Raw genomic sequence first — 14,173 nt, 5'->3', positions numbered from 1 at the left:
CCAGCCGCTATGAGCTGACGGTCAAGGCCGCCTGGGCCCTGACCCCCGCGGCGGGCGGCGAGACGATCAAGGGCGTGCAGACCACGACCGTCACCTACGCCGCCGCGGATCAGCCCTACGCCGCCATCGCCGCCCAGCAGGACGGCGAGGACCGCGCCGCCGCCGACCTGGCCCGCCTGATCCGCCTGGACATGATGCGCGCCCTGGCCGCGCGCTGAAGGCCTTCGCATGATCCTGTCCAAGCGGCCCGACGTCGACCGCTTCCTGAAGGCGCCGGATGCAGCCGTCCGCGCCGCCGTCATCCACGGCAAGGACCGTTCGGGCGTGACCGAGCGCGCCCTGACGCTATGCTGCACGATCACCCCGGATCTGAACGACCCCTTCAACGTCACCCTGCTGACCGAGGCTGACATCGACGGCGACGCCGTGCGCCTGGAAGAGGCGCTGACAGCGCTCAGCATGATCGGCGGGCGGCGTCTGGTGCGCATCCGCCTGTCGGACGGCAAGGCAGGCGTGGACAAGGCCGTAGCCGCCGCCCTGACCGCCCACGCCGAGGGCGCCTACAATCCCGACGCCATGCTGGTGATTGAGGCCGGCGCCCTGGGCCGTGAATCCGCCCTGCGCAAGGCCGCCGAGAAGGCTCAGGGCGCGGTCGCCATCGCCTGCTATGAAGACGAGGTCGGCGATGTCGCCCGCATGACGCGCGAGGCCCTGGGGGCCGACAAGGTGGGCCTGTCTTCCGACGCTCTGGACCGCTTCGTCGCCCGCCTGCCCCGCGAACGCGGCCTGATGCGCCAGGAAATCGAGCGGCTGATCCTCTATATCGGCCCCGGATCCGGTCGCACCATCGATGTGGAAGAGTTGGACGCCCACCTGGGGGTCGAACCCGACGCCTCCCTGTCCGACGCCGCGCTACAGGCGTTCGGCGGCCGCCCCGGCCCCGCCCAGGCGGGCCTGCGCCGCGCCCTGGCCGAGGGCGAAAGCGCCGTCATGGCCGTACGCATGGCCTCGCTTCACCTCGGAAAGCTTCGTCGGATCAATATCTTGCAGGCCAACGGCGCGGGCGCCAAGGAGGCCGCCAAGGCCGCCGGCGTCTTCTGGAAACAGGAAGCGGAAATGCTCCGCCAATCGCGCGCTTGGCGGCTTAAACTGCTCGACGAGGTGCAGGACAGCGTCAACACCGCCGACATCATGACCAAGACCACGGGCATGCCCGAGGCCCTGATCGCCGAACGCCTGCTGTTGGAAATCGCCGCCCGCGCCAAGCGCATGGGGCTTTAAGGCGTCACCCTACCGCGCTGACGCGCTGCTTGAGGGCTTTGTAGAGCGCCTCCCTTCTCCTCCTCCATGCAAGGAGGAGGACACATTCAGCCGCGCTTCGACGCGCGCCGGAAAGCTGGTTTGTTCAACGCTACAGACTGGCGTTGCATAGCTTTCTCGGACGCGGCAGCTCCAGCCGGGCCGCCAAAAGCGCCCGTATTCCGGCTCGCCGCCTGTTTCGCGGCCAAGGCCCGTTTCAACGCTTCAGCTGCGCTGATTTTGTCAGAGTTTTCAGTCATGGCGGCACCCTAACATGGATGGCGGCGAAAAGAGCCTCAGCCCCGCATCAGGCGTCGGCACAGGTCGTCCAGCTGTTCCAGGGTGCCGTATTTGACTGTGATCTCGCCCTTGCCGCCCTTGTCGGCCAGAGAGACCTTGAGACCCAGGGCGTCGGACAGATCCTGTTCCAGCGCGGCGATGTCGGCCGCGCCTTCGCCGCCCATGGTCGGCCTGACCTTGGGTGTTTTCGGACCTTCCGCCGCGCGACGCGCCAATGCCTCGGTCTGGCGCACGTTCAGCCCCTTAGCGATGACCTCGGCCGCGAGCACCTCAGCGTTCGGCGCCGTGATCAGGGCGCGGGCGTGGCCCGCCGACAGATCGCCCCGCACCACATGTTCGCGCACGGCTTCCGGCAGTTGCAGCAGGCGCAGGGTGTTGGCGACATGGCTGCGGCTCTTGCCCACCACGCCCGCCAGGGCGTCCTGGGTGCGGCCAAAGCGCTCCATCAGGACGGCGTAGGCGTTGGCCTCTTCCATCGGATTCAGGTCAGCGCGCTGGACGTTTTCGATGACGCCGACTTCCAGCACCTCGATGTCGTCCATCTCACGCACGACGATCGGCACCTGGGTCAGGCGGGCCGCCTGGGCCGCGCGCCAACGGCGCTCGCCAGCGATGATCTGCCACACGCCCTGCTCGCCCGGCTGGGAGCGGACCAGGATGGGCTGCAGCACGCCCTTGTCACGGATGGAGGCCGTCAGTTCGTCCAGATCCGTCTTGGTGAAGATCTTGCGCGGCTGGTCCGGGTTGGGCTTCAGCGCTTCGATCGGCGCCCGATGCACGCCAGTCGGCGCCGGACCGGTCGCGTCAACGGCGACAGGCTCCTGCGCATTTTCTCCCAGAAGCGCCGAGAGACCCCGGCCCAGACCACGCTGACGTTCGGACAAGATATCGATTCCGTTATTGTTTTTGGGATCAGTCCGCCAATCAGGCGGCCAGGGCCTGACGACGCTGGCGCTCACGCGCCACCAGTTCCCGGGCCAGCTTGAGATAGGCCTGGCTGCCCGCGCACTTCAGATCATAGATGAGCGCCGGCTTGCCGAAGGACGGCGCCTCGGACACCCGCACGTTACGAGGGATGACGCTGTCGTAGACCTTGTCGCCGAAGTGGGCGCGCACATCGGCCGCCACCTGACCCGACAGGGCGTTGCGACGGTCGTACATGGTCAGGACCAGGCCCTGAATCTCCAGCGCCGGATTCAAGCTTTGCCGCACCATGTCGATGGTCCGCATCAGCTGGGTCAGGCCTTCCAGAGCGAAGAACTCGCACTGCAGCGGCACCAGAACCGCATCCGCCGCCGCCATGGCGTTCAGCGTCAGCAGATTCAGCGACGGCGGGCAGTCGATCAGCACATAGTCATACCGGGAATGACCGTTGCCCCCCTGTTTCGCCAGGGCGTCGCGCAGGCGATAGGAACGACGATCCGCCTGGCTCAACTCGATCTCGACCCCCGACATGTCGGCGTCGGCGGCGACGATGAACAGGCCCGGTACAGCGGTCTCAATGGCGGCCTCGTCCACCGGGCGGCCGTCGACGATGACGTCGTAGATCGTCACCCGGCGTGTTTCACGTGGAACACCCAGACCCGTGGAGGCATTGCCCTGCGGGTCCATGTCCACGATCAGCACCTTTTCGCCGATCGCGGCCAGGGCGGTGCCCAGGTTGATGGCGGTCGTGGTCTTGCCCACTCCGCCCTTCTGGTTGGAGACCGCCAAGACGCGGGGCTGCTTTACGGACTCAACGGACACGGCGAAGACCCCCCAGTGAAACGATGCGGCCGCGCGGATCACTACGCGAAACCGTAAGCTCAGCTTCAAACTGCCAGACCCGACGGGCCTCTTTCAACTCAACCTCGACCTTCTCTCCCTTGAGGAACAGGCCTTTTGCACCGCGTTGGAAGTAGGGCTGTGCATAACCCAGCAGCTTCTCCATCGCCGCCACCGCGCGAGCGGTGACGACGTCAACCGTAATCGCCTGTTCCTCAGCCCGACCGTTGACGACGGTGGCGGGCAAATCCAGCGCATCGACGATGGTCTGCAAGAAGCGGCAGCGTTTGCCCAGGCTGTCGATCAGCCAGACATGAGCGCCCGGTCGCCCCTTCAGCAGGATGGCCAGCACCACGCCGGGAAAGCCCGCCCCGGCCCCCAGATCGGCCCAGGTCTTGGCCTCCGGCGCCAGGCTCAGCAGCTGCGCGCTGTCCCAGGCGTGACGGTTCCAGAAGTCGGGGATCGTGTCAGGCCCAACCAGGTTCATCACTTCATTGGCCTCGGTCAGCATGTCCAGGAAGACGTGCAGATCGGCGATGTTGGAGTCGCTGGCGCCCGTCTGGGCGCGGAAGGCATCGATGGCGTTCGGCATCAGGCGACCACCGCCGCCAGATCAGCTTCCACGTCCTTGACCTTCTTCACATGGCCCAGAAGCGCCGTCAGGGCGCCGGGCGTCATGCCTTCAATGCGCCCGGCTTGGCCCAGCGTCAGCGGGCGGATCAGGGCGAGCTTTTCACGCACCTCGTTCGACAGCGCGCCGATAGCGGCGTAGTCGAGGTCAGCAGGAAGCGACAGTCCCTCCTCCCGCCGCAAGGCTTCCGCATCCTGCGTCTGCCGATCCAGATAACTGGCGTAAACGGCGTCGATCTCGACCTGATCCCGTACGGCCGGCGACCAGTCCGTGATTTCGGCTCGGACGGCGACAAACTGATCCAGCGTCACATTCGGGAAGGCGAGCAGGTCACGGATCGAGCGCCGCTGACCATCTGCATTGACGGTGATGCCCAGGGCGCCCGCCTCCTTCGGCGTGAACTGCGTTTCACGTGAAACACGGTTCGCCCGGTCCAACTGGTCCGCCTTCTCCAGCCATACCTTGGCGCGATCCATACCGACGATGCCCGCCACGATTCCGATCGGCGTCAGGCGTTGGTCAGCATTATCGGCGCGCAGGGTCAGACGGTACTCGGCTCGGCTGGTGAACATGCGATAGGGCTCGGTCACGCCGCGCGTCATCAGGTCGTCGATCATGACGCCGATATAGGCCTGGTCTCGGCCGAGGATCAGCGGATCAGAACCAGCCGCGGCGCGCGCGGCGTTCAGGCCTGCGATCAAGCCTTGAGCCCCCGCCTCCTCATAACCCGTCGTGCCGTTGATCTGGCCCGCCAGATAGAGACCGGGGCGCTTCTTCACCTCCAGCGCCGGGGTCAGCTCGCGCGGATCGACATAGTCGTATTCAATAGCGTAGCCGAAACGGAAGACCTCGACCTGCTCCAGACCGGGCATCGTATGCAGGAAGGCCAGCTGGGTCGCATCGGACACCGAGGTCGAGATTCCGTTCGGATAGACGGTCGGATCATCCAGACCTTCCGGCTCCAGGAAGACCTGGTGGCTGGTCTTGCCAGCGAAGCGGACCACCTTGTCCTCAATCGACGGACAATAGCGCGGACCGCGCCCCGACAGCCGCCCGCCGTAGACAGCACTTTCACCGAGGTTGTCGGCGATGATGCGGTGCGTCTCTTCCGTCGTATGGGTGACGCCGCAGGCGATCTGGGGCACCTCGATCCGGTCGGTCAAGAAGCTGAAGGGCACAGGCTGCTCATCCGCCGCCTGCATCTCCAGCCGGTCCCAGGCGATGGTGCGGCCGTCCAGGCGCGCGGGCGTGCCGGTCTTCAGGCGCCCCATCATCAGATCCGCCGAATGCAGATCGCCCGCCAGACCGGTCGACGGGTCTTCGCCATAGCGGCCGGCCGGGATGCGCAGATCGCCGCGATGAATGACGCCGTTGAGGAAGGTGCCCGTCGTCAGCACCACAGCCCCGGCGCGGATGCTCTCCCCCGCCCCGGTCTTCACGCCCGCCACACGATCGCCGTTCAGGATCAGGCCCTCGGCCGTTCCCGCCATCAGGGTCAGGTTCGGATAGTCGGCCAGTTCGGCCTGCATGGCTTCGCGATACAGGCGACGGTCGATCTGGCTGCGCGGGCCGCGCACCGCTGCGCCCTTGGACCGGTTCAACAGGCGAAACTGGATGCCCGACACATCCGCCAGACGCCCCATGACGCCATCGAGCGCGTCGATCTCGCGCACCAGATGGCCCTTGCCCAGACCGCCGATAGCCGGGTTGCAGCTCATCTCGCCGATGGTCTCCAGCTTCTGGGTCAGAAGCAGGGTGCGGGCGCCCGCCCGCGCGGCGGCCGTCGCAGCCTCGCAACCGGCGTGGCCGCCGCCGATGATGACAACGTCGAAGGTGTGATCGGGGGTCGAACTCATGGCGTCCACATAGTCCATTCGAGCCGGAATCGCCACCGGCTCAAGAACCGTTGTTTCACGTGAAACAGGCGAAAGCCGGGCCTACTTGCCGATGCAGAAGGAGGAAAAGACCTCGCCTAATATATCCTCCACGCCGATGGCGCCGGTGACGCGGGCCAGGGCGTCGGCCGCCCGACGCAGGTCGTCGCCCGCCATCTCGGGCGCCAGATCGAGGGCCCGGCGCCCTGCCTCCACGGCGACCAGAGCCTCGGCCAGGCGGCGACGATGACGCTCCCGCGTCACGGCGGGGAAGTCAGCCCCGGACAGGTCACGCGCCAGACGCGCTGCGATCCAGTCGTGCAGCTCAGCCAGCCCCTGCCCCGTCGTGGTGCTGACGGTCAGGGCTTCGAGGTCGGGCGCCCGCGTCACAGCGCCGAGGTCGGCCTTATTCAGCACCTGAAGATCGGACGCCCCGACAAAAGCAACGGCTGGGTCTTCGACAGCCTCAGAGGACGGCGAACGGACCCACAGCCGCAAGTCGGCGCCTTCGGCTCTCAATCGGGCGCGACGGATGCCTTCGGCCTCCACCAGGTCGTCGCTGTCGCGCAGACCCGCCGTGTCCGACAGGGTGACGGCGTAGCCGCCGATCATGATGTCGGCGTCCAACACGTCGCGCGTGGTGCCGGCGATAGGCGTGACAATGGCTGCTTCGCGCGCCACAAGCGCGTTGAACAAGGATGACTTGCCGGCGTTGGTCTCACCGATCAGGACGATGCGATAACCCTCGCGCACCCGCCGACCCCGGTCGGAATCCGCCAGAGCCGCGCGCAGATCGGCCGAGAGCTTGTCCAGAACGGGACCAGCAGTGCGCGCCAGGTTGTCGGGCACGTCCTCGTCCGGGAAATCGATCTCGGCCTCGACCAGGGACAGAGCCTTCAGCAGCTCGCGACGGAACCCGGCGTAGGCCGCCGACAGGGCGCCGTCCAATTGGCCGAGAGCCTGGTTCTTCTGGGCGCCGGTCTCGGCGTCGATCAGGTCGGCGACAGCCTCGGCCTGCGCCAGATCCATGCGACCGTTCTGGAAAGCCCGACGGGTGAACTCGCCCGGTTCGGCAGGACGGACATCAAGAGCGATCAGAGCGCGGCTGGCCGCCTCGATCACCGCCCGGCCGCCATGCAGATGCAGCTCAGCGCTGTCTTCGCCGGTGTAGGAGTTGGGGCCAGGGAAGCGCAGGACCAGGGCCTGATCCACCATCTCGCCGTCATGACGAAGCGTCCGCAACGACGCCAGACGCGGGGTCAGCGCCCCTGCCCCCAGCGCGGCCAGAGCCGCATCCACGCCCGGACCAGACAGGCGAATGATGGCGATGGCGCCCCGCCCCGGCGGGGTGGCCAGGGCGAAGATGGTGTCGGCGTTGGAACTCAAGTCGTCAGCCCTTGGGCGCGCCCGTGACGGCGGCTTCCATCAGGCGACGGAACTGATCCTGGGCCTGAACGCCGAAGCTGGTCCAGGTCTTCATCAGTTCATCGGGCTGCATGGCGGCCATGTTGGCGTCCATGCGTTTCTGCATCTCGGCGACCAGATGATCGTTGAGCGGCGTCACGTCCGGCAGGCCCAGGAAGGCGCGGGCCTCGGCCGGGGTGCAGTCGATCTCAATGTTCAGCTTCATGACGTTCGCCTTTCAAGCCCTGGCCTGTTTCACGTGAAACACGCCCTCAAGCAGCCTCGCACAGCGTGCGAGGCGCTAGGGCCGGAATTATGTATTCATGGACTGGAAGAAGTCGCCGTTGTTCTTGGACTGGCGCAGCTTGTCGAGCAGGAACTCGATGGCGTCCTGCGGACCCATCGGGTTGAGGATACGGCGCAGGACATAGGTCTTGGCCAACTGATCCTTCGGCGTGATGAGGTCTTCCTTGCGGGTGCCGGACTTGAGCACGTCGATGGCCGGGAAGATGCGCTTGTCGGCGACCTTGCGGTCCAGCACGATTTCCGAGTTGCCGGTGCCCTTGAACTCTTCAAAGATCACCTCGTCCATGCGGCTGCCGGTGTCGATCAGGGCCGTAGCGATGATGGTCAGCGACCCGCCCTGCTCCACATTACGCGCGGCGCCGAAGAAGCGCTTGGGCCGTTGCAGGGCGTTGGCGTCGACACCACCGGTCAGCACCTTGCCCGACGACGGGACGGTGGCGTTGTAGGCGCGGCCCAGGCGGGTGATGGAGTCCAGCAGGATCACCACGTCCTTCTTGTGCTCGACCAGACGCTTGGCCTTTTCGATCACCATTTCGGCCACGGCGACGTGGCGGGTGGCCGGCTCGTCGAAGGTCGAGGCGACGACCTCGCCCTTCACCGTGCGCTGCATGTCGGTGACTTCTTCGGGGCGTTCGTCGATCAGCAGGACGATCAGGAAGACTTCCGGATGGTTACGCTCGATCGACTTGGCGATGTTCTGCAGCATGACCGTCTTACCGACGCGCGGCGGGGCGACGATCAGGCAGCGCTGGCCCTTGCCGAGCGGGGCGACGATATCGATGACACGGCCCGAGCGGTCCTTCAGCGTCGGGTCCTGGATTTCCATGTGCAGCCGCTCTTCGGGATAGAGCGGCGTCAGGTTGTCGAACAGGACCTTGGTCTTGACCATCTCCGGATCTTCGAAGTTGATCGTGTCGACCTTGAGCAGGGCGAAATAGCGCTCGCCTTCGCGCGGGCCGCGCACGGCGCCGTGCACCGTGTCGCCCGAACGCAGGCCGAAGCGGCGGATCTGCGACGGCGAGACATAGACGTCGTCCGGACCCGGCAAGTAGTTGGCGTCAGGGCTGCGCAGGAAGCCGAAGCCGTCCGGCAGGATCTCCAGCACGCCCGAGGCGATGATCTCGACCTCTTCGTCGGCCAGGGTCTTCAGGATGGCGAACAGCAGGTCCTGCTTGCGCAGGTTGCCGGCGTTCTCGATGTCCAGACCCTCGGCGAAGGCGACCAGGTCTTCCGGCGTCTTCTCGTTCAGTTCCTGCAGGGTGATGCGGCCGTTGGGGACGATGGGCTCGCCGTCGTCGTCCTCATCATCCTCGGCCGTGGTGTCGACGCCGTGATCGTCGTCTTCGGCGACAACCGGGGCGACAATCTCTTCAGGCTGAGCTTCTTCGACCGGAGCCGCAGCACGGCTTCCACCCAGGCTCAGGGTGCGGCGCGGGCGCTCAGCAGGAACTTCTCCTGCGTTTTCAGCGACTTCGTTTTCCGGAGTGTCAGGCGTATCGGTCATGATGGCGTGCTCGTTCGCGCGCCCGGACACCGCAGGGCGCCCAGGAGCAGACAGTCGTCGATGGCTTCAGCCGCAAGGGCTGGGAGGGAGGGCGACGGTCTCCCGCAGGCTCAAACCGGCAGGCGTCGCAAAAAGAGAGGGACCGCACTGCACGGATCGGCCGCACGGTTCACCGCAGCGGAACCACGAAAGACCGGCGCCGGTCAAGCGAAAGAAAAAGGCGCCCCTATCGCCCTCAAGCAGCGAGCGACCGCGTCGCTCGCGTTAGGGCCTCTAGAATGTCCACTCCATCGTCACCGACAGCACCATGATGATCGCCAGGACAAAGGGGATTTCATTGGTCATGCGCCAGAAACGACCCGAATATTTCGACGTCCCCGCCGCGATCTTCTTGCGCTGCCCCGCCAGGAAGCCGTGCCAGCCGGCCAGCAGGAAGACGCCGATCAGCTTGGTCATCATCCACGGCTGGTGGGCGAAGGACCAGTCGGCGCCGTCGCCGCTGCGCAGCCACAAAAGCCAGCCGCCGAAGATGAAGGCCAGGATCATGGCGGGGTTGATGATGATGCGCAGCAGCCGCGTCTGCCAGACGCGCAGCAGCGCCTGCATCTCGCCGCGCAGGGGCTCGGGCTTGGCGTTCTGCTCGGCGTCATAGGCGAACAGGCGCGGCAGGAAGAGCATGCCGGCCATCCAGGCGATCACCGCCAGGATGTGAAGCCCGCGGGCCAGGTTGTAATAGTCCATATCGATCCCCTCAGGCCGCCCTGGAAGCCTTTGAACAGCCAGACAGGCAGGCTTTCAAGTGGGCGCATGGTCCACCCTGGGACGCGCCCTGCGGAGCCGCGCCCGGCGTCTCCAGCGCCCGTCCGACTGCATCGGCCAGGGCAGTGATGAAGACCGGATCGGCGCTGACCGTCGGCGCGCGCAGATAGGGCGCGCAACCGACCTTATGCGCCAGCTCGCCGTATTCCATGTCCAGTTCGACCAGGGTCTCGATATGCTCAGAGACGAAGGCGATCGGCACGACGACAGCGCCCACGCCGTCCCTGGCCGCCTGCTCGATGGCATCGGGCGTAGCGGGCCCCAGCCACTTCAGCGGGCCAACCCGGCTCTGATAGCAGATGGCCCAATCGGTCAGGCCCATGTGCTCGACCACGGCGGCCACGGTCGCCTCGACCTGAGCCTGATACGGATCGCCGGCGGCGACCAGCTTTTCCGGGATGCCGTGAGCCGAAAACAGCACGCGCACCGGCTTGCCTTCAGCCTTGTCCAGCGTTTGCCGGATCAGGCGAGCCTGGGCCTCGATCAGCCCTTCGGCGTCCGGGTAGCAGCAGACGACGTGGGTTTCGCCCGGTCCGTCGTAGCATTCGGTCCACTTCTTCAGCGACGAGGCCGTCGTAGTGGTCGAGAACTGCGGATAGAGGGGCAGAAGGACGATCTTGTCCGGCTGGAAGGCCTTGACCGCCGCTGCGGTTTCCTCGGTCAGCGGATGCCAGTAGCGCATGGCGATGAAGACGCGGCTGTCGTCGCCCGGCGCCGCATCGGCCAGGACGCGCGACAGCGCCTCGGCCTGCTTCTGCGTCTCGGGCAGCAGGGGCGATCCACCACCCATCAGGGCGTAGTTGGCCTGAGCCGAGGTCTCGCGACGGCTGGAGATCAGTTTGGCCAGCGGCGTGCGAAACACCCCCGGCAGGCCGATGATGGCCGGATCGTTGAACAGGTTGAACAGGAAGGGTTTGACCGCCTCCGGGCGATCGGGACCGCCCAGATTGGTCAGGACGACCGCCACGCGCCGATTGGGCCGTCCTTCTAGGGTTGTGGCGGCCCGGGTCATTGAGCCCCGATCCGCTTCAGCACCTGCTCGACATGGGCGATCGGCACGTCTGGCAGGATGCCGTGGCCCAGGTTGAAGAGCCATGGACCCTGGCCCCAGGCCTCCATCAACTGGTCGACGCGGCGATCCAGGGCGTCGCCCCCTGCGCGCAACAGCAAGGGGTCCAGCGCGCCCTGAATGGGCTTGATCGCCTGGACGCGCTTGCCGACTTCCAGCGGACAGGCGGTATCCAGCGCCACGCCCTGCACGTCGCAATCGCGCGCATAGCGTTCAGCCAGGGCCGCCGAGCCCCTCGGGAAGCCGATCAGCGGCACGGTGACGCCCAGTTCCCGGGCGCGGGCCACCAGCTTCTGATGCGGCTTCAGCACCAGCGTCTCGAACAGATCTTCAGGCAGGCCCTCGGCCCAGCTCTCGAAGATCTTCAGCACCTGGGCGCCGGCGTCCTGCTGCATCTTCAGATAGTGGGCGGTGGACTCGACCAGCACGTCCAGAAGACCCGCAACCAGCTCGGGGTTCGTATAGGCGTAGGTGCGGGCGGCGGCGCGCTCACCCTTGCCGATCGTGCGGGCTTCGCCGTCCAGCATATAGGTCGCTACCGTCCACGGCGCCCCTGCAAAGCCAATCAGAGCGCGTTCAGGCTCCAGTTCCGCACGCACCAGGGTCAACGTCTGGCCCACGGCCTTAAGGGCTTCTCCAGCCTGCTGAGCCTTGTCGGCCATCGACTGCACCGACGGCAGGGCGCCGAGGCGCGGCCCCTCTCCCGCCTCGAACCACACCTTCTGGCCCAGGGCGCCGGGGATCAGCAGGATGTCGGCGAAAACGATGGCGGCGTCGAAGCCGAACCGGCGCATCGGCTGCAAGGTCGCTTCCGCTGCCATTTCCGGGTTCAGGCAGAAGGCGATGAAGTCCGGCGCCTTGGCCCGCAGCTCGCGGTATTCCGGCAGGTAGCGCCCGGCTTGACGCATGAACCACACGGGCGGGCGGGAAAGGGTTTGGCCCTGGAGAGCCTGGATCAGAAGGGGCGTGCTCATGCTTCGGGCTTTAGGATGCACACCCCCAAGCCTCAATCCCTATTCAGATTTAAGAATTGAAAGAATTGGTAGGTGGAAGCAGGGCCGTGGAGCACGGGGATAACTGCGGGCAGTCCCGGTTGGACTCCTTCTTGTCCCCTGATCGCGGCGCGGAAACCCAGGCGTTTACAAGGCGGGCTGTGAGTCATGGGGATAAGCCGTGAAACGCCCGTCAGACTCTGGCTTGCCTCTGGGCGCCGTTGTGGGTGAATCCGCGGGCGCCGTTGTTGGACAATATGTCCTGCCCCCAGCACGGGATGAATCCTCGGCGCCCAGGCGGACGACTCCGGCGCCGATCGCCTCAACGGCGCCCGTGATCCCCGCTCGCGACCGACGGCTGGGCTTGCTAGAGGATTCGGCGCCCGGTCTTTCACGAACGGCGCCCCGGCTTTTCAACAGGGCGCGGGGATGATCCGACCGCCGCCCAGAAGGAGACGCCGTCCTCATGAGCCCCGCCCGACCGATCGGCGCATCGCGCCTGGCCACCTATTTCCACGTTCACCTGGTGTCGGACTCGACCGGCGAGACGCTGAACGCCATGGCCAAGGCCGTCGTCGCCCGCTTTGACGGCGTCATTCCCATTGAACACATCTACGCCCTGGTGCGGTCGTCCAAGCAGATGGATCGGGTGCTGGAAGAGGTGGCGTCTGCGCCTGGCGTGGTGCTGCACACCCTGGTCGATCGCGAACTGCGTGAGCAGCTTGAGGAAGGCTGCCGTCAGCTGCAGATGCCGCAGATCGGAGCGCTGGATCCGCTGGTGGGCGCCCTGTCGCGTTATCTGGGCGCGGACGTCTCGGCGCGGATCGGGGCGCAGCACGCCCTGGACACGGGCTATTTCAACCGCATGGGCGCGCTCGACTACGCCATCGCCCACGACGACGGCCAGGGCACGCTGGAGCAGCTGGAGCAGGCCGATGTGGTGTTGTGCGGGGTCAGCCGGACCTCCAAGACCCCGACCTGCATCTATCTGGCGCACCGGGGCATTCGCGCCGCGAACGTGCCCCTGGTCCCCGGCCAGGAGGATGGCGAGCGGCTGACAGGGTTGAAGAAGCCGCTGGTCGTGGGCCTGACCGTGTCGCCCGATCGCCTGGTGCAGATCCGCCGCAACCGTCTGGACGGGCTGAACGCGGGCCACGCCTCGGCCTATGTCGACCATGACGCCGTGCGCGAGGAGACCATCAAGGCGCGTCGCGCCTTCGAACGGCGCGGCTGGCCGACCATCGACGTGACCCGTCGCTCGGTCGAAGAGACGGCTGCGGCCATCATCAACCTGTTGAGCGAGCGGCGCGGCCGCAAGCTGGGAGCCCCGATGTGACGACGACCGACGGCGAACGCCTGATCCTGGCCTCCAAGAGCGCCGCCCGCCGCGCCATGCTGACCGACGCCGGGGTGCCCTTTGCGGTCCAGGTCGCTGATGTAGATGAAGACGCCCTGAAGACGCCGGGCGTCGACCCGGTCGAGCTGGCGGTCGAGTTGGCCCGCGCCAAGGCGCTGGCGGTATCGCGCCATGACGCGGACGCCTGGGTGCTGGGCGCGGACCAGACCCTGTCGTTCGAGGGCGAGCTGGTGTCCAAGGCGCCGACGCTTCAGGCCGCGCGCGAACGCTTGAGCGCCATGCGCGGTCGCTCGCACCAACTGCATTCCGGCGCGGCCCTGGCCCGCAACGGCCAGGTGGTCTGGTTCGGCGTGGACACGGTCGAAATGAAGGTGCGCGATTTTTCCGACGCCTTCCTCGACGCCTATCTGGCGGCGGAAGGCGAGGCCTTGCTGGCCTGCGTCGGCTCCTATCGGCTGGAGGGGCTGGGCTCACAGCTGTTCGAGGCGGTCGAGGGAGACTATTTCACCGTTCTGGGCTTGCCGCTGTGGCCCGTTCTGGCCGAGCTGCGACGCGCGGGCGTGATCGCGTCATGAGCGGAACGCCAGTCGGCCGTATCACCGGCGCCGCCCTGCTGGGCGGGATCGTCGGCAACCCGGTCAGCCATTCGCTCAGCCCGGTAATCCACAACGCCTGGCTGGAGGCCGGCGGGATCGACGGCGCCTACGTCGCCTTCGCGCCCAGGGACGCCGCGGGGTTCGAGGCCCTGGTCGCGGCGGGTCGCGCGGGGCTGATCGCGGGCGTCAACGTCACGGCGCCATTTAAGGAACAGGCCTTCGCCCTGGCGGATGAGGCTGCGGCGGCGGCGCGGATGA

At 66.7% G+C, this 14,173-nt stretch carries 14 protein-coding genes and 1 pseudogene; 5 read left to right on the top strand and 10 right to left on the bottom strand.

The window, feature by feature from the left end:
* Positions 1-218: LPS assembly lipoprotein LptE (lptE, locus tag RT567_RS05600; protein WP_409516147.1), on the top strand; the 218-nt coding region annotated here is incomplete at its 5' end.
* Positions 219-228: 10 nt separating this feature from the next.
* Positions 229-1,281, top strand: coding sequence for a DNA polymerase III subunit delta (gene holA / locus RT567_RS05595; RefSeq protein ID WP_313574919.1), 1,053 nt, complete (start codon positions 229-231; stop codon positions 1,279-1,281).
* A 314-nt stretch (positions 1,282-1,595) separates the two neighbouring features.
* Here the strand turns inward: holA and RT567_RS05590 are convergent, their stop codons facing one another.
* From RT567_RS05590 to hemE, 10 genes are all read right to left on the bottom strand, one after another.
* Positions 1,596-2,483, bottom strand: a complete 888-nt coding sequence (locus RT567_RS05590; protein WP_313574917.1) for a ParB/RepB/Spo0J family partition protein — start codon at positions 2,481-2,483, stop codon at positions 1,596-1,598.
* A gap of 40 nt (positions 2,484-2,523) precedes the next feature.
* Positions 2,524-3,345 (bottom strand): ParA family protein, encoded by an 822-nt coding sequence (locus tag RT567_RS05585; protein ID WP_087140157.1) that lies wholly within the window; start codon positions 3,343-3,345, stop codon positions 2,524-2,526.
* The gene (gene rsmG / locus RT567_RS05580) at positions 3,335-3,955 is read right to left on the bottom strand and encodes a 16S rRNA (guanine(527)-N(7))-methyltransferase RsmG (protein ID WP_313574914.1); all 621 of its coding nucleotides are present in this window, start codon (positions 3,953-3,955) and stop codon (positions 3,335-3,337) included. Before rsmG ends, RT567_RS05585 begins: the two co-directional genes overlap by 11 nt.
* Positions 3,955-5,868, bottom strand: a complete 1,914-nt coding sequence (gene mnmG, locus RT567_RS05575; RefSeq protein WP_313574925.1) for a tRNA uridine-5-carboxymethylaminomethyl(34) synthesis enzyme MnmG — start codon at positions 5,866-5,868, stop codon at positions 3,955-3,957. The genes rsmG and mnmG overlap by 1 nt, the downstream gene beginning before the upstream one ends.
* Before the next feature lie 63 nt (positions 5,869-5,931).
* Positions 5,932-7,254, bottom strand: coding sequence for a tRNA uridine-5-carboxymethylaminomethyl(34) synthesis GTPase MnmE (gene mnmE, locus RT567_RS05570; RefSeq protein ID WP_313574912.1), 1,323 nt, complete (start codon positions 7,252-7,254; stop codon positions 5,932-5,934).
* A gap of 4 nt (positions 7,255-7,258) precedes the next feature.
* Complete coding sequence (locus RT567_RS05565) at positions 7,259-7,498, bottom strand: DUF6489 family protein (protein ID WP_105564219.1); 240 nt, start codon at positions 7,496-7,498, stop codon at positions 7,259-7,261.
* A gap of 87 nt (positions 7,499-7,585) precedes the next feature.
* On the bottom strand, positions 7,586-9,082 hold the full coding sequence (rho, locus tag RT567_RS05560) for a transcription termination factor Rho (protein WP_313574910.1): 1,497 nt from the start codon (positions 9,080-9,082) through the stop codon (positions 7,586-7,588).
* A gap of 273 nt (positions 9,083-9,355) precedes the next feature.
* Positions 9,356-9,823 carry a CopD family protein gene (locus tag RT567_RS05555; protein ID WP_313574908.1) on the bottom strand — a complete coding sequence of 156 codons (468 nt, stop codon included), beginning with the start codon at positions 9,821-9,823 and terminating at the stop codon, positions 9,356-9,358.
* Positions 9,824-9,833: 10 nt separating this feature from the next.
* Positions 9,834-10,913, bottom strand: coding sequence for a ferrochelatase (gene hemH / locus RT567_RS05550; protein ID WP_313574907.1), 1,080 nt, complete (start codon positions 10,911-10,913; stop codon positions 9,834-9,836).
* Positions 10,910-11,944 (bottom strand): uroporphyrinogen decarboxylase, encoded by a 1,035-nt coding sequence (gene hemE, locus RT567_RS05545; RefSeq protein ID WP_313574905.1) that lies wholly within the window; start codon positions 11,942-11,944, stop codon positions 10,910-10,912. Before hemE ends, hemH begins: the two co-directional genes overlap by 4 nt.
* 484 nt (positions 11,945-12,428) lie before the next feature.
* Here hemE and RT567_RS05540 point away from each other — a divergent pair, with 484 nt between their 5' ends.
* The 3 genes and pseudogenes from RT567_RS05540 to RT567_RS05530 all read left to right on the top strand — a co-directional run.
* On the top strand, positions 12,429-13,298 hold the full coding sequence (locus tag RT567_RS05540) for a pyruvate, water dikinase regulatory protein (RefSeq protein WP_313574903.1): 870 nt from the start codon (positions 12,429-12,431) through the stop codon (positions 13,296-13,298).
* The gene (locus tag RT567_RS05535) at positions 13,295-13,894 is read left to right on the top strand and encodes a nucleoside triphosphate pyrophosphatase (RefSeq protein ID WP_313574901.1); all 600 of its coding nucleotides are present in this window, start codon (positions 13,295-13,297) and stop codon (positions 13,892-13,894) included. The genes RT567_RS05540 and RT567_RS05535 overlap by 4 nt, the downstream gene beginning before the upstream one ends.
* Positions 13,891-14,173: pseudogene (locus tag RT567_RS05530) on the top strand (shikimate dehydrogenase); the annotation flags it as partial. The gene RT567_RS05535 and the pseudogene RT567_RS05530, both read left to right, overlap by 4 nt.

Source organism: Brevundimonas sp. (assembly GCF_032107865.1).
In the GTDB taxonomy this organism is placed as follows: domain Bacteria; phylum Pseudomonadota; class Alphaproteobacteria; order Caulobacterales; family Caulobacteraceae; genus Brevundimonas.
The sequence above is the reverse complement of the archived record's forward strand: the minus strand, read 5'-3'. Positions and strand labels throughout refer to the sequence as shown.

Bases quoted from the DNA above. Each gene is read 5' to 3' on its own strand.
- hemH (WP_313574907.1), bottom strand. From the start codon at position 10,913: ATGACCCGGGCCGCCACAACCCTAGAAGGACGGCCCAATCGGCGCGTG.
- RT567_RS05540 (WP_313574903.1), top strand. From the start codon at position 12,429: ATGAGCCCCGCCCGACCGATCGGCGCATCGCGCCTGGCCACCTATTTC.
- rho (WP_313574910.1), bottom strand. From the start codon at position 9,082: ATGACCGATACGCCTGACACTCCGGAAAACGAAGTCGCTGAAAACGCA.
- hemE (WP_313574905.1), bottom strand. From the start codon at position 11,944: ATGAGCACGCCCCTTCTGATCCAGGCTCTCCAGGGCCAAACCCTTTCC.
- RT567_RS05565 (WP_105564219.1), bottom strand. From the start codon at position 7,498: ATGAAGCTGAACATTGAGATCGACTGCACCCCGGCCGAGGCCCGCGCC.
- RT567_RS05555 (WP_313574908.1), bottom strand. From the start codon at position 9,823: ATGGACTATTACAACCTGGCCCGCGGGCTTCACATCCTGGCGGTGATC.
- holA (WP_313574919.1), top strand. From the start codon at position 229: ATGATCCTGTCCAAGCGGCCCGACGTCGACCGCTTCCTGAAGGCGCCG.
- mnmG (WP_313574925.1), bottom strand. From the start codon at position 5,868: ATGGACTATGTGGACGCCATGAGTTCGACCCCCGATCACACCTTCGAC.
- rsmG (WP_313574914.1), bottom strand. From the start codon at position 3,955: ATGCCGAACGCCATCGATGCCTTCCGCGCCCAGACGGGCGCCAGCGAC.